Origin of the sequence: Rhodohalobacter sp., from assembly GCF_041686455.1 — a bacterium.
GTDB lineage: Bacteria > Bacteroidota > Rhodothermia > Balneolales > Balneolaceae > Rhodohalobacter.
This window is the reverse complement of record NZ_JAWLDW010000019.1, coordinates 1-16,942: the sequence shown is the minus strand read 5'-3', so window position 1 is coordinate 16,942 and position 16,942 is coordinate 1. Positions and strand designations below refer to the sequence as shown.

Below are 16,942 nucleotides of genomic sequence, written 5' to 3'. Positions count from 1 at the left end.
TAATCAGCCGTAGTGTTGTAGTGTTTAATTCTATTCTCAGGCCTGTTTTCGGTGGTGAGGCAGATCCCACATTTTGAAATCAGCTCTATATTTTCTCTAAGGTCAGATCTTTCTTTGATGATTTCGCCAAAGAGCGCTTCATTTTGGTAGCCGCCATAAATATCCGCATGATCAAAACTTGTAATACCTTGTTCCGTGCAGAATTCAACAAACTCTACTCGATCAGACAGAGACAGGTTCCAGTCGTGGAGGCGCATCATGCCGGAAGTAATTGGTGAAATGGAGGGGCCCTGTGGATGAATTTTCTGTTTCTTTAATTTCATCTGTGAGTGGGTGATAATGTTATGTTACTAATTAGTATTGAACTAAATAATTGCTTTTAATGTTAATGAAGCGTGTTGAATAAATTTGACTTATTTACATTTTCTCCCATTTTAAAGATCATAAATGAAAAAAATACCTACTATCATGGCAGATGAAGAAAAATATGAGGATATGATTGAGAATCCTACTAAACATCAATTAAGGGCCATCCATCATGCACGAGAACGAGCCTGTATTGATGCGATGAAATCCTCATCATCAAAAAATCCACATAACAAAGGTTCTGACTTGGCAGGTCTGTGGAACTACGTTTATGAAGAGTATCTGGAAATTCAGTAACCGGTAATCACTTTTAATACCCCCGATACAATTTTGACATTCAATGATTTAATATCAGAACCGATATGCTCTCCGTCAGCATGAACCGCAACCGGTTGAGCGGACTTCACTTCAATATTACGAACAAGCTCTGATTTCAGCTCTTTCATCCACTTTTTTGGCCCCCATCGGAAGAAGGGCAAGTAGAAGAGAATCCTGAGGAACGATATTTTCCCGATGGTGATAAAGTTGATTAATCCATCCTTCAAATCAGCTTCAGGAGCCAGATAAAATTTTCCTCCTTCCCATTTTCCGTTACAGGCTGTCATCATAACCATGGTCTGTTTAATAGTCTTGTCGTCTACTGTTAACTCGACAAAAGAACCGCGAAAGTTCCAGGCTGCTCTTATAGCTCCGATTACATAAACAATGGGCCCTGTTAGCCACTTATACGATTTAGAGTAGTAATTGGCCAAACCGTCGAGGCCTATTCCCAGTGTATTTGCACACCAGCCCTCTGCATCACCGGAATAACGAATCAGATCCAGTGGTATGGCTTTCTTCGATTCAAGAATGTCAAAGCATTGAAGCAGTGAAAAATTGACCTGAATGGCTTTGGCAAAATCATTCCCGGTGCCGATGGGCAGTACACCAAGAATAGCATCTGTTTCTGCAAGCCCATTTACAACGCTGTTTACCGTTCCGTCTCCGCCACAAGCAACAACAATATCAAATTGACCGGATTTTCGTTTAGCAAGGTCTGCTACCGAGTCTCTTGGTTGAATAGTAACGACTTCGAAGGTGGCCCATCTCGCTTCTGCTTCTTTCTGAATGGATCGGTATAGAAGCTGAGGATCTTTTCTCCCGGCAGCGGGGTTTAGCAGAAAACAGATGGATGAACGGATTTTTTTCATAGTTGGATACTAAGCCAATTCATGAAAAAATAGAAATGGAAAATTCAATTATTGCGGGTTAGATATCCATTCGTTCGATGTTGCGTATCAAATGGTGGAGATGGGATTCAAGGGTATCATATGGACGGTATCCTTTCGACATCAAACCGGTGTCTGCGCCTATTTTGAGCAGAAGTGCAGGAAATGCAGAAGCTTTGTTTTGATGAACCCACTCAAATTGATCTCGCGTGATTTTCTCAATTTCATCACTCGTATATACGGCTTCAAATTCAGCCGGATCAACATGGAAATCCTCGAGAATTGATAAATATGTGTCAAGTTTGTTAAGATTTTCTCCATTGTTGAAAAAAGCTTTCTGCATGGCTCCGGCAAATTTCAATGACTGCTCTGGTGCTAAACGGTTTACAGCATTTTGTGCTTTGCAGCCCGGTAGTGAGTCATAGAAGTAGGAGCCTTCTTCCACAAGTTGAACAAACGGTTCTCCAAATGTGATACCTGTTTTCTTTTCAACTATTTCCAGAGAACTGTTAATGTAACTGTACCCCTCTGAGATTGGCTGAGCATTCTCATCAATCGCCAGTCCACCGGACACAACCCGAACATTGAGTTGATTTTTGAATCGGTCAGCCAATTTCTCCATCACGGGATGAAATCCGTAGCACCAGCCGCAGAGCGGATCATAAACGTATACCAGGGTAATTTTACTGCTCATCATCGTTTGGTTTTTTTATCTTCAGATCTATTTGGGTTGGTTTTTCACTGCTCTCTGCACTGAGTTCAGCAAGGCGCTCACCCGCTTCTTTAATGGGGATAGATACTGCACTGGCCCCCGCTTTCTGCATGATTTCCGCTTCCTCTTCACGCATTGTGAGCACGTAAATTAGACCGCTGAACCCGGCTTTTCGCAATGTTTTTGTCGCATTTTCTTTAACATCTTGATTACCCATCGCAATCATTACAGATTTGATGTTGCTGAGGTCGATATTCGTCCAGAGATCTGTATCCTGAATATCACCGTATACCACACGACGTCCGTATTCTAGATTTTTTTCAATTCTATCCGGGTCAATATCCATTCCCACGACCGGTTTACCCTGCTCTTTTAGTTTATCATAAGCAGCTCTTCCGGCATTGCCCATTCCGATAATCAAAAATTCTGCAGAACCGAGGGAAACCGTTTGATGTTCCGGGTGCCGTCCCTCTCTCTCAAACTTGAGAAGGAAGTCCTGCCACCTCTTCCAAATTTTCTCCTCATTGATGGTTATCGGCGCATTGATAACGTAAGATATGGCAACAATCAAACCTAGAATAACCATGGTTGATTCTGGAATAAATCCGTTTTGGCTCGCTACAACGCCGGCTATCAGGGTGAATTCACTATAAGCTGTTAATGAAATAGAAGCCAGAAAGCCGGTGCGTGCCCGGAATTTAAACTGCATGAATAAGAAGTAGAACAAAATTGCCTTAACCGGGAGAATGAGCAGTATTACGATGATGAAGTAGTAATCGGAGAATGAGGGAAATCCGGTAAGTCCCACATCCATGAAAAAGCCGACCAAAAATGTCTCTTTTACGCCCCACATCTTCCTTCCTATTTGATCGGCCCGCTCATCGGAGGCCAATAGCATTCCTGCAGCAAGTGCACCTAATTCGCCCGACAGGTTAAAGAATTCAAAAAGAGAAGCACCTCCAAGTGCCAGTGCCAAACCAAAGAGCATCCAGACTTCATCATCGCGAATAACGCCCAGCAGATTAATTAATAGAGGACGAAAAAGAGGAAGGGCTAAAATCGACAGTCCCCATATGGAGGGCATTCCTCCACCGGTATAGGCGATAATTGCTATGGCAACCAAGTCCTGTATAATCAGAATACCGATTGCTGCACGTCCATATAGCGCCCCAAGCTCATTTCTTCTTTCCAGGTTTTTGGCAGTAAGTACAGTACTGGAAAAACCAAGAGTAATGGAGATAATAATGGCAGCTTCCACTCCATAACCAAAGAGGAGTGATATGGGTGTGAAAATGGCGGTTGAAATGATTAAATGAGCAATCCCAATTCCAAGAATATCATAACGAATAATATTCTTCAGACGAATATGGAGACCAACAGTAAACAGAAGGAAAAGAACTCCAAGATGCGAAATTTCTTTAAGCATCTCTCCACTCTCATACCCAAAAGCAGCTAACGTTAAACCGGCAGCCAGGTAACCTACAAGCGGAGGGAGATGTGCTCTTGATGCGGCAAATCCAAGTAGAAATGCTACACCTATCCAAATAATATCCATTTAGTTAGTTCAGTTGGTGATCTTAAAAAAATTGGGAATCACAATATAAGAATTGTTAGCTGGTTTTGATGGCTTCAATTATTTTTTGAGCCTCTTCAATTTCATCCCGGATGATTGTGTGTCCCATATCGGGGTAGATCTTTTTATTTATTGAAGCACCCAATTTTTTCATTATCTGAACACTCTCTTCCACACGTTCCACCGGAATGTGAGCATCTTTATCAGAGCACCCGACTAAATATGGAGTTCCATCCAGCGAACCGGTGTAGTTATAAGGATTTACAGTGTCGCCCTTTCCAATCATTCCGCCGCTGAATGCGATTAAGCCGCCATATCGGGCCGGGTGCCGAGCAACAAACTCCGTGGCCAGGCAGGCGCCTTGAGAAAATCCAAGAATAATAATTTTTCTTTTTGGAATTCCCTGCTCTTCAAGGTTTGTGATAATGTTAAAGATCGCCTGCAGGCCTGAAGATATTCCGGGTTCGTTTCTTTCCGAAGGCGCCATGAATGAGTTTGGATACCATGTGTTGCCTGAAGCCTGAGGTGCAACGAAATGAAGGTTTTTAGCATCAAACTCATTAGCGATGGTAATGATACTCTCCGCAGTAGCTCCCCGGCCGTGAATCATTATGATGGCTCCGTCTGCATTTTCAGGGTTAACTCCGGCGGCCACGGTTTTACTCTTTTGATGCGGTCCTTCAAATGGATTTTCTGAACTTGCTTTAAACATAGTTGATTTATGGATTTATAAATTTGTGAATTGATAATCCCCTCTTGCGGTTGCGTCCCGACATCTCGGGGAGAGGGGACAGATTGTGAAGCGTTCAGCGGAACAATCAGGGGTGTGTTAAAATTTCTTTTTTTCGCCACGGAAACACGGAATGACATGTAATGTTCCGTGTATTTCCGTTCCTCCGTGGCTGTTATTTCAATCCGTCTTCAACTCCGGCAGACGCGCCTCAATTTCATCGCGATGTTTCTCATACCAGGCCGGCATTTTTAGATTTTCTCCAAGCTGATCGAACGGTTCATCTACATCAAAACCCGGAATGTCGGTGGCAATTTCAAACAGAACACCGCCCGGTTCACGGAAGTAGATCGATCGGAAATAATCACGGTTTTTTACGGGAGTAATCTGGAAACCCATTTTCTGTATTTTTTCTCTCCACTCCGCTTGTGCCTCGTCATCCGGGACACGGAAAGCAATGTGATGAATAGACCCTCTGCCGAACCGTCCGTTTAAATTGGGTTCAGCTTTCAAGTCTACAGAACGTCCCAAATTACTGTCCGGTTCAGACGAGTATCGGGTCAGTTCATTTTGGTCGCCTTCGTTTTTCCAACCCATCTCAGCCAGGAGTTCACCGGTTCTTCCAATATCGGACAGGCTAAGTGTTGTGCCAAAAAATCCGCGAATAGCATGCTGGTCTTCTACACCACCGTAGCCTATGGTTTGGTTGTCATCAACTTTTGAGTCCGCTACCAGCTCAATGTTCATTCCATCGTTATCCGCTAAGGGAAGATGCTTAAAACCGAAATGATTGTATAAATCTCCGGTTTCGATGTTCAGTTCTTTGAATCGATCTAACCAGTAGTCCAGTGAGTTGCCCGGAACGGCATACTGCACAGCGGTAGCTTCACCCTTATTTGGCTTACCATCAACGACGTGCTGCCAGGGGAAAAACGTAATGGCACTTCCGGGTTCGGCATTGTGATTTCCATAATAGAGGTGATAGGTAAATGGGTCATCAAAATTGATGGTTTTTTTGATAAACCGAAGCCCTAACTTATTTCTGTAGAAGTTGAAATTTTCTTGCGGCGGGCCGGATACCGCTGTAATATGATGAAGGCCTTTGATTGGTTGAGTCATCGTGGGTTTCTGTTTTTCTTTTTTTGATTATTCAAACATAAGATAGTGAAATTTAGTTCAACATTAAACTAAATTGTTTGAGGTATTGAGGGCTCAAAATTCGACGACCTTCGGGTAGCAAAGGGCGTTAGTGCATTGCGTGCGATGGAGGCCAAAGATATTATTGCCGTGGATTTGACAACCAATCGCGAAAATAAGCGTCCGAACGATATTGTGGATGTATTGGTGAATACGTTTGACATCGGACTGAAAAACATGATGAAACAGCAAATCAATGACGATAAAATATTTATGATACAGCCAAAACTGAACGCTTTTAATTAAGCGGATACCAGCCAGACAGAGAAATTGATTGAAGAGGGTTATGAGGCGGCTAAAAAGGTGGTAGTCTAATACTGTAATAGTTTATCAGAATAACAGAAAACGGAGATGAATATGGCGGATTTTTAATGTATCCGAAAAGATGATCCCAATTATAAAATCCGCTATAATTATATGTTTTGATAAGTAAATCAGCCAGGTAAAGGTATACCAAATTTTAATGATACATATTCAGTTTCGGCTATTTGATCATAACCATAACCCAAACTGAAATTAAAATTTGAGAGATGAAACCCTGCAGCAGCTTCGTAAAACAAACCTTCCGTACTGTTTGACTCACCAAAAACATTTTCATACTTATAACCTATCCTTGGTCCAACATATAAATTACTTGTGCGTCTGCTCAAAAGTGTAGCCATGTAACCGGCTCGAATAGCATAACCTTCTACATCTTCTTCGTCAGAAATCATTAAGTCAACTTCATAGCCATTAAATGCAATTCCGCCGGAATAATACTCAGTATCCGGAATGTACCCGAAATTGACTGTAGGATCTTGGGCAGTGGCTGTATTTGTGTAAATGGATAAACTATATATGAGTATAAGAAAGTATAGATTTTTCATTATCGATAGGGTATAGTTGTTAGTTAGCAAATTAGAGTGAAAAAACACGAATTCAGATAGCCGTATCTGAATACCTAATTGAAAAAGAATAGATAAAACGGATGAAATTTTGAATTAAAAGATCCCAATAAATAATAAAATGAATGTGGTGCCGAGATTGAGTGTATCAATCAGTCGTAACAAAGCGGGCAATAACCGGAAGGTGGTCGCTGATTATTCGCATGGTATCGGGATCAAAAGGAAACAACACTTCGGCAGAACCCTGAACGAGATCTTCCATCATTTTTTGGTTAGGCAGCAAATGGTCCAGTTGACGGACAGGATTATCGGAGGTGTGAGTGAAAGAGTCGACACTTGAAAGCGGATCAATAAATATAGGGGAGTCATCATCTCCTAAAAGATGAAGGAATTCGCGGTCGCCGGGTAAAATATTCAGGTCTCCGGCAATTAAAAATCGCATGTCGGGATGAACGGATTTCAGATATTCAAAATGATCTCTAAGCAGATCAATCTGACCAATTCGCCAGTTTTCATTTCGTTCTCCTCGTCCTGCTTTTAAGTGCAGGCCTGTAAGCAGAAAGCTGTACTCCGGGTTTACCAGCACATCCACAGAAAGCATTCGGTTATTTGTGAAGTTCTGTCGCTGAACTCGCCCGTCATCGTCCATGATATCGACAATGTATGAGTCCGGATTGGCATAGCTATAAAGCATTCCGAGAGGGATACGGCTCATCACCACAACATTCATGTACCAATCGTTGCTTTCACGGCTCGAAAAATAGCGGTAGTTGAGGTCCGGGAAATGTTGTTCAGCAAAAACCTGCATATATGCCGCGCTTTCCACTTCTTGTAAAACAATGATATCGGCATCCATTTTTTTAATGGCCTCTGCAAACAGTTCCCGGCGTTCATCCATATCTTCCGGCGGATTATTCTCCCGGTCGTTGTCGATATATGGACTGTCAAATTCATCCACAAAATGTTCAATATTCCATGTTACAACTGAAATGGTGTCGTGAGCTTCAGCATCATACCATGTGGGTGTGGCAACAGATTCCCATTGTGTAATTTCCGGAGCCGTTTGTGAGAGATGATCAGAAGCAGAGCAGGAACTCAGAATCAGGACAAAAATCGTCAGAACTGCAAATCGAAAGCGAATCATAAAATGAATGTGAGAGTTTTGGAAAAGTTAGCAGTGCTTAATTGGTAAAGCATTTATAAAATAGAGATAAACGAATCAATTGGCATACTTAATCAAGTAAATATTTTGAAAACGCCCATTGTTAAATTTCGGAGGTTCATGAAGTGTAATGAATAAACCGTATCTTTTTGATTCGTTAACCGGAAGCATTTATTTCATCTATGAACATTTTTACCATTATTATCCTGGCAGCTATTCTGGTCGATTATGTGCTGGGAATTACTTCAAACCTTCTCAACCTGAAAGCTCTTGATAAATCACTGCCTGATGAGTTTGAAGACGTGTATGACAAAGAGACCTACGAGAAATCACAGGAGTATACCAAAGTGCGAACAAAATTCGGATTTCTGACCGGCACCGTCGATGTTTTAATTCTGCTTGGATTCTGGTTTGCCGGCGGGTTTAACTGGCTCGATCAGTGGGCGAGAGGATTTGAACTTGGAGTAATCGGAACAGGGCTGATATTTATTGGGGCATTGGTTTTGGGTAAAATGATCATATCAATGCCGTTTGGGATCTACTCTACATTTGTAATTGAGGAGCGTTTTGGATTCAACAAAACCACACCGGGCACATTTGTGATGGATCGACTGAAAGGATTATTGATTTCTGTTTTGATTGGGGCACCGCTGCTGGCCGGAATTATCGCCTTTTTTGAATATGGAGGTCCATGGGCGTGGGTCTACGCCTGGCTTGCGGTAACGGGCTTCTCACTGATTATGCAGTATGTTGCTCCAACATGGATTATGCCGCTGTTCAACAAGTTTGAACCGCTTGAAGAGGGAGAGCTTCGTCAGGCTATTGAAGAATATGCCGAAAGCGTGAACTTTCCGCTTCAGGGAGTTTATGTGATGGATGGATCGAAACGATCCTCAAAATCTAATGCTTTCTTTACCGGATTTGGAAAGAACAAACGTATCGCACTGTTTGATACGCTCATTGAAAAACATACAACTGAAGAGCTGGTGGCGGTGCTGGCTCATGAGATTGGGCACTATAAGAAGAAACACATCATCAAAAATATGGGGATATCGGTGTTGCAAACCGGAATTATGTTTGCGCTGCTGTCCATATTCCTGCAGGTGCCGGCACTTTTTGATGCCTTCTTTATGGATCAAATGAGCGTTTATGCGGGGCTTCTATTCTTCGGTTTACTCTATTCGCCAATTGAAACTGTTCTGGGAATTGGCATGCAGGTATTGAGCCGAAAACATGAATATCAAGCAGATTATTTTGCAGCAACTACGACCGATAATAAGGAAGCGATGATAGATGCCTTGAAAAAGTTATCAAAAGACAATCTAAGCAACCTGACCCCGCATCCATTCTATGTATTCCTGAACTATTCGCATCCCCCGGTACTGCAAAGGGTAGAGGCGATGCGCAAGATATGACCGCTGTAGAGTAGTATTCGAAAACACAGGATATAACGGATATCTTAATTTCGGTGATATCGATATAAATCCTCTTGCAATTCGGAAAGTTATTTAAAAAAGCTCTCTACTAGTTATCGTTTAAAGAAAACTGAATTGTAAACTCTGTCCCTTTTTTGTCATGTCGAGGCTTGTAAGTATAGGTCCCGTTAATTTGCTTTGTAAGTGTTTGAATCAGTTCGATGCCGATAGACTCATTTTCTTTTCTGAAGTCTGCTTCAGATATACCAACTCCATCATCCGAAATGGCCATGAATATTTCAGAGTCCTTTTTTTGTAAATCAATATCGATCATACCGGATTCCCGGTTGGGAAACCCGTGTTTAAGGCAATTCGTGATCACTTCATTAACTATCAGAGAACAGGGAACCGCTTGACTAATTGTTAACTGAACCGGATCGAGATCATAGTTCAAGTTGATCTCTTTTGAATGATTCATCGTATCAAGGATGGTTTCAACCAGTTTTTTCAATCCTTGGTCAAATTCCATCCTTGAAAAGTTCTTTGACTGATAAAGCTGTTCGTGAATATTGGCCATCGACTTAACTCGCAGAGTGCTATTTAGAAGCTTTTCCTGAATCTCTTTGTCAGATTCCTTGAATGACTGTATATGCAGCATTCCTGAAATAACGGCCAGATTGTTTTTTACCCTATGATGAATTTCAGCTAATAGTGTTTCTTTCTCTTCCAGCGACTCTTCGAGTTCATGCTGATGCTGAATAAGATTATGTTTTAGATTTTGTTGAGATTCAATCGTCTCCTGTAAGCCCCTGAAGAGCATTGGTAGAAATATCACAGATACAATGCTTAATAAAATAGAATTCGCCGAAATGGCAAGCCAGGATGCAACCTCGTAGCTCTCACGAAGGGGGTAGTCAACCATTTGATAATGGATCAAGCCTGCGTGAATCAAACAAACTGCTACATTAATGTAAATTGTCAGAACTCCTGCTTTTATCGGGAGGATAAGGAGTGCAAAAATAGTGGCACCAAATAAATAGGTCAATCCGGCGCCATGTTCGCCCATGAAAAAAATCAAAACTGTCGCTACGGTATAGATGAGCGTAAGAAAGAGATATTTTCTCTGATTGAGTTCAAAGCCACCATATAGAGAAATCAGGCTTATGGCTACGCCGAACAGGAAATATGATGTAGTGAGAGCAGGAAGGCTTAAAGAATAGACAACAAATGCTGAGGGAATCAGAATGAGAATTCCAAGAGGAAACAGGTATACGACAATGCTTGCAAAAAGTCTGTTTCGCCAATATTGCAGACCGTCCATCCGGGTGAAGTCACCCATACAGTTTTGACGGACTCTAAGTTTATATTTTTCCAAAAGTTCTAGCATACATATCGGCAGTGTAGGCTGTAAAATGCTGCATGATGATTTGTATATACAGCAAATAAATTCACAGAGAAACTAATCAGAGGGATTTCAAATGGCAAAAAAAGATACCGCTGTCCTTTTTGGAATAGTTAAGGTTAATACCTTTGAAGTAGTATGAAAAGATCAGTTTTGTGATATGTTATAACCCGGCCCCCTTACAAAACGCCCGGGAAATTCACCGGTATGTTCTGCATTATTCAACACTTGTATGCCATTGACAAAAACGTGTTCTACACCTGTAGCATACTGATGAGGGTTTTCGAAAGTTGCGTGATCTTCAATTGTTTCAGGATCAAAAATAACGATGTCGGCATGATATCCCTCTTTGAGAAATCCGCGATCATTCAGCTTCAGGTTGGTTGCCGGGAAACCTGTAAGTCTGTAAATAGCGTCTTCGAGTGAAATCAATTTCTCCTCACGAACATACTTACCAAGCAGTCGGGCAAAATTTCCCCATGCTCTTGGATGCATCTGTCTGTTTAAAACATCACCCTCAGCGGCAAATGTCCCACCATCGGAGCCGAAACTCATCCATGGTAACTGTATTTGGCGCTGAACATTCTCCTCACTCATCAGATAATAGATTGCTCCAATCCGGTTATTATCCTCAATGGTAAGGTCTACAGCCGTACGAACTTCATCCTCATCACCGCGTTCGGCGGCAACTTCACTCAGGGTCATTCCTACATACTTTTGCAACCCATCGCTTCGCAAGCCCACTAAAATAATTCCATCACCGCCACCGGCCATCTGGTAAAAATTCTCCCATTCATCCGTGGGGGTTTTGATCTCTTCAATTATCTGCTCTCTGGTATCGGGATCTTTGAGCCGTTCAATCCAGGCAGAGTGCCCTCCGTCCTGAGTCCACGGTGGAAAGATGGCAGCAAGGCTTGTGGCTGCGGCATCATAGGTATACATATTTGCAGTAACAGGCTGTCCGCTGTTGCGCGCCTGCTCAACGCGTTCAATTACCTCATCCAATTTGTCCCAATTTTGCCTTCCGGCTGCTTTTAGGTGGTGTATTTCTGCGTGAACATCGGCTTCACGGCCTATTTCAATCAGCTCTTCAACAGATTCAACCAAACGGTTTCCCTCACTTCTCATATGAGAGATATACATCCCATCATATTCTCCAACAACACCGGCCAGCTCTATAAGCTCATCAGTATCAGCATAAAAAGCGGGAGCGTAAATGAGTGATGTACCCAGCCCCATTGCGCCTTCATTCATCGCTTCATCCGTTAACTGTTTCATCGATTCCATCTCCTCTGCGGTTGGCTCGCGGTCATTATAGCCGATCTGATGAATCCGCAAGGTTGTGGCTCCAACAAAGGATCCCACGTTTGTAGAAACTCCATTATTTTCGAGATACAGAAGTCCTTCTCCAAGAGTTTTCCAAAGGTAGTCGTCCTGGTTTTCTCCCCATCGCTGTCGCTGCATTGCTTCACTTAACGGACCGACTGAACTGCCTTCACCAAAAAGCTCAAGGGTTACACCTTGTTTTATACCGCTCATGGACCGCCCATCGTTTAATAATGAACCGGCTCCCCAGCTCAGCATATTAATGAATCCTGGTGTGACTGCTTTACCGCCCGCATTAATTACTTTTTTTGCACCAGAGGTGTTATGAATTGTACCGATTTTAACAATTTTATCTCCACGAATTCCAATATCAGCATCTTCCGGAAAGTCTCCGGAACCGTCGTAAACGATTCCATTGGTAATAACTACGTCATACTGATCTGCCGTACAGGCTATAAAAAGTAGTGCGGTCGATAAAAAGAATAGAATATGCTTGAGCATGCTGGCTGAGCTCTTTAATTATACAGTTCAACCCAAAGTAAGAATGAGGAAGTATTAAAAGTGTAAAAAATTATATAGAATGTACTTACACAAAAAAAGTAGCTATCGGCTAATCGATAACAATCTGTAGAATGTATTTTAAGCAACCATCCTTTACAGCTGTTTTAATTTTTATCTGACAGGCCTAACGTCTCTTATCTTTTACAAAAATCGCTTTAGACTGACCTTGACCTACCGGACGCTCTTCTACCTCAAAAAGCTTCATGGCTTTGATGAGTTCTCCAAGTTTTGGATAGCCGTAATTTCGGGGGTCAAATTCGGGAGACTGTTTTGCAATATGGCTGCCTACCGGTGCAAGATGGGCCCATCCACTGTCATCGGACGAGGCTTTAATAGCACTGCGGAACAGACTCACAAGTTTCGTGTCTTGTTTAAGTTCCCGGGCAGACATTTTTTTACTTGAGCCGGTCTCTTCTTCATCATCACGAAGTACTTCTGTAAAAATAAATTTATCACATGCCGCAACAAATGGCTCGGGAGTTTTTTTCTCGCCAAACCCATACACGGACAGGCCCGATTCTCGTATTCTGGCTGCCAGTTTGGTGAAATCACTATCGCTCGAAACAAGACAAAAACCATCAAACTCTTCACTGTAAAGAAGGTCCATAGCATCGATGATCAGTGCGCTGTCTGTCGCATTTTTCCCCTTTGTATACCCAAACTGCTGAATGGGCTGAATGGAGAAATTCAACAGTACTTCTTTCCATCCTTTTAGCTGAGGAGAGGTCCAGTCACCATAAATACGTTTTACGTTTGCAATGCCATATTTGGCAATTTCTGCAAGAAGGTTCTCAATAACAGAAGGCTGAGCATTATCAGCATCAATTAGAACAGCAAGTTTTCGGGTTGATTCCGATTCCATGGTAAAGTATTTGAAAATTTGTGTTTGATGAAATGTACGTTTGCAATAACTCGAATGAAAATGATCAACCGAATTAACTGTGTTGATGTATAGATATTATTGAGATTAATTTGTGACTGCTAATCACTTACGGTATTATATACACTTATGTTTTGCAATATTGAATGCAAAAAAACGTTTAAAAACAAACCACAAACCTAATTCGATACATATGCCAAAGTGTGAAATTTACGAAGATTTAAAAGGCGAATGGAGATGGAGACAAGTCAAAAAAAATGGTGATATTGTTGAATTCTCTAAAAAAGGTTTTGAAACTCGCGAAGAGTGTGAGAAAAATGGCAAAGAGGAAGGTCCCTGCACATCGTATAAATTAGCTCTCTAAATTGATTGTTGGTTCTCTGGTTCAAGATATGCCCGACAGATTGAAATAAATTGCTCAGGCTGATCGAGAAAGGCATAGTGTCCCGCATTTTCAATTTGAACCAGGACGCCATTCTTTAACTCTTTTTCCATTTTAAAGGCCTGATATAATGGAGTAGCTGTATCAGCTCTACCCCAAATGAGTAGCGCTTCATGCTCTATTTTGGGAAGCAAATCATCCAGGAATTCAGTTACAGATTTTACAAATGTTTCTCTCATCACGCCGGAGAGTTGTTTGTAATCTGACGACCCCAGAGACTTCCACAGATTTGTTGACCTGAGGCTTTCTAACCCTTTTTCGCGCAGTTTACCGGGCAATATAGTGAACGGCGCTTTAAGCACTTTAGCCGTGTATTTTCTAATGTAGTATCTGGCTGACCGTTTTGGTTTGAGCCCGGCTCCTCCGGTAATTATTATTTTGTCAAATATATCCCGGATACTGCGATTCAGCAGTTTTAAAAGCACTCTGTTTCCGTAAGAGTGAACTAAAATATCAATCGAATCTTTTTGGATTACAGTATGGATAAATGCTTCTGTAAAATCGGCATATTTGTCGACATCCCAGGCTTCAGCAGGTTCAGGTGAATTTCCAAATCCCGGAAAATCTACCAGGTAACAAGTTCGAATATCGCTCAATTTTTTAGCCAGTGGAGTCATTACTGCAGAACTGCTTCCCCAGCCATGAAGAATTAGAATTGGTTTTCCTGTTCCTGTTTTATACCAGGCGGCACTGTTTCCCTCAAAAGTAAATGTTTGCTGATCCATAGATCACAAATAGATGATAAACTGTAAGGCTTTTCGATTTTTTGTTTCATAAAGGTAAGGGAATGGATTGAAAAACCCTTTGTCAACCTTATCAAAACAAGAGAATAATGAAACGGAAACTCTTTTATTTTTTTGAACGGCTTCAGATTAAACGCAGTGAAAGAATAGCAATTTCACTGTTAATGGTGTTAACTGTTCTAATGACTTTTGCATATAGCTTTACTGATTTGATTTTTCCAGAACCTGAGTTTGATTACTCGGTATCGGATTCTATTTTTGCAGCAAAAAGTGCGCAACTTGCTTCAGAAAGAGAAATGATATTAGAACGATATCGGCCTGTAGACGATGTAAAGATATCAGAAACTTCCTTGATTCACGTACAAATAGATACCATACCAGCCGATTCAACAAAGGAGAGTACGATGGCTGTTTCTGATTCGTTGATAAACATAAATACAGCATCGGCGGAAAAGCTGCAGGAATTGCCCGGAATCGGACCGGCTTATTCTAAGCGGATTGTGGAGTGGCGACTTAAAAACGGCCTTTTTGTTTCAAAAGAACAACTATTAGAGATAAAAGGAATAGGTGAAAAGAGACTGGAAGCAATTCAGCCTCTTATAACATTATAAGCTGATGATTTAGTTAAAAGCTGAAAAATCAGTTTAATTTTCTTCACAGTTTCCAATATGCTTTTCTATACCCGTGTGCTTTCCCTATTTTCAGGGAAACTTTTAAAACATATTTATGGCAAATCGAATTTTATGGGCTGACGACGAGATCGATCAGCTTAAAGCTCACATTATTTTTCTAGAAGACAAAGGGTTTGACATTACTCCCGTTACGAACGGCGAGGATGCAGTATCCCTGATTAAGAGTAGACCCTTTGATATTGTTTTCCTGGACGAACAGATGCCCGGAATGGATGGACTTGCTACCTTGGATCAGATCCAAAATATCCAACCCTCTTTGCCGGTTGTTATGATTACGAAAAGTGAGGAAGAGTCGATTATGGAGGATGCGATCGGGAGTAAAATTTCTGACTATTTGATCAAGCCGGTTAATCCGAATCAAATTCTTCTTACTGTAAAACGAATTTTGGATAAACAGAGAATTCAGAATGAGAAGGCGGCACAATCTTATCTTAAAAATTTCAATGAATTGTCTGCTCGGTTTAGTGATGACACCGATTGGAAGGGTTGGATTGAAATTTACAAGACGCTCACACATTGGGAAATGAATCTGGAGTCGAGCGATGAAGGACTTCAGCAGGTACTGCAGGATCAGTTTCAACAAGCGAACCAGGCATTTGGACGCTTTATCAAAATGGAATACAGAAGCTGGCTGAAGGGGAATGATGATGCTCCGCTGCTGAGCCCGTTTTTACTGGAAGAGAAGGTTTTTCCTCGATTGAGAGATGACGAAAAGGTGGTTTTTGTACTGATTGATTGCATGCGTTACGACCAGTGGCTATTGTTTCAACAGATCCTGTCTGAATATTATACGATCGATACCGACTACTACTATTCCATTCTTCCCACGGCCACACCCTACTCCAGAAACGCAATATTTTCCGGGATGTATCCGCAGGAAATTAAACGCAGATATCCGCAACTATGGGAAATGGGGCAGGATGAAACCTCTCTGAATCGTCATGAAGAGGAGTTACTGAAAAAATATCTGCAGAGAAATCACTTTTCAGATCAGGTTAAGTATGAAAAAATTATCGACCCTGAGGATGGAAACCGAATTGCATCAAAAATATCAAATTACACACAATCTCAGCTGACAGCCATTGTTTATAATTTTGTGGATACGTTGGTCCACAGCCGGTCAGACTCGGAAGTGCTGAAACAGATTGCACCTGATGTACCCGCATTTCGATCTTTGACAGAAACCTGGTTTCAGCATTCATCACTTTTGAGGATTTTTAAAGAACTGGCGGATGAGAATGTAACTGTAGTTGTTACAAGTGATCACGGTTCGGTTCGCGCTTTGCGGGATACGAAAGTTTTTGGTGACAAAGACGCGGCAACCAATTTGCGATATAAATATGGCCGCAATCTCAGGGCCGAAGAGAGTGCAGCAATCTATATAGACAAACCGGAAGAGTATATGCTGCCTGTGGATCCCCCGGCAAACAGTTTTATCATAGCTAAAGAGGATTATTTCTTTGTCTATCCAAATAACTACAACAAATTTCAAAATCGGTACAAGGATACATTTCAGCATGGCGGAGCTTCGATGGAGGAGATGATTTTGCCCGTTTCCATTTTGAAGTCGAAAAAGTAGACTAATGGAAAAGAAAATCAGCCGCAGTGAAGAGGAGACTTTCCGGATTGCCAAGGAGTATGCCATGCAA

General features: G+C 41.6%; 18 protein-coding genes. 6 read left to right on the top strand and 12 right to left on the bottom strand.

Annotated elements, in window-relative coordinates; all coding sequences use genetic code 11:
- On the bottom strand, positions 1 to 323 hold a 323-nt coding region (locus ACESM0_RS04250; protein WP_372903975.1), incomplete at its 3' end, for an aldo/keto reductase.
- Between the two features lie 145 nt (positions 324 to 468).
- On the opposite strand from ACESM0_RS04250, the gene ACESM0_RS04245 reads away from it, so the two are divergent.
- Positions 469 to 663, top strand: a complete 195-nt coding sequence (locus tag ACESM0_RS04245; protein ID WP_372903973.1) for a hypothetical protein — start codon at positions 469 to 471, stop codon at positions 661 to 663.
- Here the strand turns inward: ACESM0_RS04245 and ACESM0_RS04240 are convergent.
- From ACESM0_RS04240 to ACESM0_RS04220, 5 genes are all read right to left on the bottom strand, one after another.
- The gene (locus tag ACESM0_RS04240) at positions 657 to 1,556 is read right to left on the bottom strand and encodes a diacylglycerol/lipid kinase family protein (RefSeq protein WP_372903971.1); all 900 of its coding nucleotides are present in this window, start codon (positions 1,554 to 1,556) and stop codon (positions 657 to 659) included. The genes ACESM0_RS04245 and ACESM0_RS04240 overlap by 7 nt on opposite strands.
- 58 nt (positions 1,557 to 1,614) lie before the next feature.
- Positions 1,615 to 2,268: a DsbA family protein gene (locus ACESM0_RS04235; RefSeq protein WP_372903969.1), complete on the bottom strand. Its 654-nt coding sequence runs from the start codon at positions 2,266 to 2,268 to the stop codon at positions 1,615 to 1,617.
- Positions 2,258 to 3,841 carry a cation:proton antiporter gene (locus ACESM0_RS04230; protein WP_372903967.1) on the bottom strand — a complete coding sequence of 528 codons (1,584 nt, stop codon included), beginning with the start codon at positions 3,839 to 3,841 and terminating at the stop codon, positions 2,258 to 2,260. Before ACESM0_RS04230 ends, ACESM0_RS04235 begins: the two co-directional genes overlap by 11 nt.
- 55 nt (positions 3,842 to 3,896) lie before the next feature.
- Positions 3,897 to 4,571, bottom strand: a complete 675-nt coding sequence (locus ACESM0_RS04225; RefSeq protein WP_372903965.1) for an alpha/beta hydrolase — start codon at positions 4,569 to 4,571, stop codon at positions 3,897 to 3,899.
- A 198-nt stretch (positions 4,572 to 4,769) separates the two neighbouring features.
- A complete protein-coding gene (locus ACESM0_RS04220; protein WP_372903963.1) occupies positions 4,770 to 5,708 on the bottom strand; it encodes a ring-cleaving dioxygenase in 939 nt (312 codons plus the stop codon).
- Between the two features lie 144 nt (positions 5,709 to 5,852).
- Here ACESM0_RS04220 and ACESM0_RS04215 point away from each other — a divergent pair, with 144 nt between their 5' ends.
- The gene (locus tag ACESM0_RS04215) at positions 5,853 to 6,032 is read left to right on the top strand and encodes a hypothetical protein (RefSeq protein ID WP_372903961.1); all 180 of its coding nucleotides are present in this window, start codon (positions 5,853 to 5,855) and stop codon (positions 6,030 to 6,032) included.
- 188 nt (positions 6,033 to 6,220) lie between these two features.
- Here the strand turns inward: ACESM0_RS04215 and ACESM0_RS04210 are convergent, their stop codons facing one another.
- Together ACESM0_RS04210 and ACESM0_RS04205 are read right to left on the bottom strand one after the other, a co-directional pair.
- Positions 6,221 to 6,652 carry a hypothetical protein gene (locus tag ACESM0_RS04210; protein ID WP_372903959.1) on the bottom strand — a complete coding sequence of 144 codons (432 nt, stop codon included), beginning with the start codon at positions 6,650 to 6,652 and terminating at the stop codon, positions 6,221 to 6,223.
- A 166-nt stretch (positions 6,653 to 6,818) separates the two neighbouring features.
- Positions 6,819 to 7,814: an endonuclease/exonuclease/phosphatase family protein gene (locus ACESM0_RS04205; protein ID WP_372903957.1), complete on the bottom strand. Its 996-nt coding sequence runs from the start codon at positions 7,812 to 7,814 to the stop codon at positions 6,819 to 6,821.
- A gap of 200 nt (positions 7,815 to 8,014) precedes the next feature.
- On the opposite strand from ACESM0_RS04205, the gene ACESM0_RS04200 reads away from it, so the two are divergent.
- A complete protein-coding gene (locus tag ACESM0_RS04200) occupies positions 8,015 to 9,247 on the top strand; it encodes a M48 family metallopeptidase (protein ID WP_372903955.1) in 1,233 nt (410 codons plus the stop codon).
- 109 nt (positions 9,248 to 9,356) lie between these two features.
- Here ACESM0_RS04200 and ACESM0_RS04195 read toward each other — a convergent pair whose 3' ends face one another.
- The 3 genes from ACESM0_RS04195 to ACESM0_RS04185 form a co-directional block, all read right to left on the bottom strand.
- On the bottom strand, positions 9,357 to 10,586 hold the full coding sequence (locus ACESM0_RS04195) for a sensor histidine kinase (protein ID WP_372903953.1): 1,230 nt from the start codon (positions 10,584 to 10,586) through the stop codon (positions 9,357 to 9,359).
- 210 nt (positions 10,587 to 10,796) lie between these two features.
- Positions 10,797 to 12,476 (bottom strand): N-acyl-D-amino-acid deacylase family protein, encoded by a 1,680-nt coding sequence (locus ACESM0_RS04190; protein ID WP_372903951.1) that lies wholly within the window; start codon positions 12,474 to 12,476, stop codon positions 10,797 to 10,799.
- Positions 12,477 to 12,660: 184 nt separating this feature from the next.
- Positions 12,661 to 13,398 carry an NYN domain-containing protein gene (locus ACESM0_RS04185; RefSeq protein WP_372903949.1) on the bottom strand — a complete coding sequence of 246 codons (738 nt, stop codon included), beginning with the start codon at positions 13,396 to 13,398 and terminating at the stop codon, positions 12,661 to 12,663.
- Positions 13,399 to 13,609: 211 nt separating this feature from the next.
- On the opposite strand from ACESM0_RS04185, the gene ACESM0_RS04180 reads away from it, so the two are divergent.
- On the top strand, positions 13,610 to 13,780 hold the full coding sequence (locus ACESM0_RS04180; RefSeq protein ID WP_372903947.1) for a hypothetical protein: 171 nt from the start codon (positions 13,610 to 13,612) through the stop codon (positions 13,778 to 13,780).
- Here ACESM0_RS04180 and ACESM0_RS04175 read toward each other — a convergent pair.
- Entirely contained in the window at positions 13,777 to 14,583 is an 807-nt protein-coding gene (locus tag ACESM0_RS04175) for an alpha/beta fold hydrolase (RefSeq protein WP_372903945.1), read from the bottom strand. The two genes, ACESM0_RS04180 and ACESM0_RS04175, sit on opposite strands and share 4 nt — an antisense overlap.
- Before the next feature lie 107 nt (positions 14,584 to 14,690).
- Between ACESM0_RS04175 and ACESM0_RS04170 the strand changes: the two genes are divergently transcribed.
- A complete protein-coding gene (locus ACESM0_RS04170) occupies positions 14,691 to 15,212 on the top strand; it encodes a ComEA family DNA-binding protein (protein ID WP_372903943.1) in 522 nt (173 codons plus the stop codon).
- Positions 15,213 to 15,327: 115 nt separating this feature from the next.
- The gene (locus ACESM0_RS04165) at positions 15,328 to 16,872 is read left to right on the top strand and encodes a response regulator (RefSeq protein WP_372903941.1); all 1,545 of its coding nucleotides are present in this window, start codon (positions 15,328 to 15,330) and stop codon (positions 16,870 to 16,872) included.
- Positions 16,873 to 16,942: the final 70 nt, after the last annotated feature.

Excerpts from the sequence above, each read along its gene's own strand:
- ACESM0_RS04245 (WP_372903973.1), top strand. The coding sequence starts at position 469 with ATGGCAGATGAAGAAAAATATGAGGATATGATTGAGAATCCTACTAAA.
- ACESM0_RS04240 (WP_372903971.1), bottom strand. The coding sequence starts at position 1,556 with ATGAAAAAAATCCGTTCATCCATCTGTTTTCTGCTAAACCCCGCTGCC.
- ACESM0_RS04235 (WP_372903969.1), bottom strand. The coding sequence starts at position 2,268 with ATGAGCAGTAAAATTACCCTGGTATACGTTTATGATCCGCTCTGCGGC.
- ACESM0_RS04230 (WP_372903967.1), bottom strand. The coding sequence starts at position 3,841 with ATGGATATTATTTGGATAGGTGTAGCATTTCTACTTGGATTTGCCGCA.
- ACESM0_RS04225 (WP_372903965.1), bottom strand. The coding sequence starts at position 4,571 with ATGTTTAAAGCAAGTTCAGAAAATCCATTTGAAGGACCGCATCAAAAG.
- ACESM0_RS04220 (WP_372903963.1), bottom strand. The coding sequence starts at position 5,708 with ATGACTCAACCAATCAAAGGCCTTCATCATATTACAGCGGTATCCGGC.
- ACESM0_RS04215 (WP_372903961.1), top strand. The coding sequence starts at position 5,853 with ATGGAGGCCAAAGATATTATTGCCGTGGATTTGACAACCAATCGCGAA.
- ACESM0_RS04210 (WP_372903959.1), bottom strand. The coding sequence starts at position 6,652 with ATGAAAAATCTATACTTTCTTATACTCATATATAGTTTATCCATTTAC.
- ACESM0_RS04205 (WP_372903957.1), bottom strand. The coding sequence starts at position 7,814 with ATGATTCGCTTTCGATTTGCAGTTCTGACGATTTTTGTCCTGATTCTG.
- ACESM0_RS04200 (WP_372903955.1), top strand. The coding sequence starts at position 8,015 with ATGAACATTTTTACCATTATTATCCTGGCAGCTATTCTGGTCGATTAT.
- ACESM0_RS04195 (WP_372903953.1), bottom strand. The coding sequence starts at position 10,586 with ATGGGTGACTTCACCCGGATGGACGGTCTGCAATATTGGCGAAACAGA.
- ACESM0_RS04190 (WP_372903951.1), bottom strand. The coding sequence starts at position 12,476 with ATGCTCAAGCATATTCTATTCTTTTTATCGACCGCACTACTTTTTATA.
- ACESM0_RS04185 (WP_372903949.1), bottom strand. The coding sequence starts at position 13,398 with ATGGAATCGGAATCAACCCGAAAACTTGCTGTTCTAATTGATGCTGAT.
- ACESM0_RS04180 (WP_372903947.1), top strand. The coding sequence starts at position 13,610 with ATGCCAAAGTGTGAAATTTACGAAGATTTAAAAGGCGAATGGAGATGG.
- ACESM0_RS04175 (WP_372903945.1), bottom strand. The coding sequence starts at position 14,583 with ATGGATCAGCAAACATTTACTTTTGAGGGAAACAGTGCCGCCTGGTAT.
- ACESM0_RS04170 (WP_372903943.1), top strand. The coding sequence starts at position 14,691 with ATGAAACGGAAACTCTTTTATTTTTTTGAACGGCTTCAGATTAAACGC.
- ACESM0_RS04165 (WP_372903941.1), top strand. The coding sequence starts at position 15,328 with ATGGCAAATCGAATTTTATGGGCTGACGACGAGATCGATCAGCTTAAA.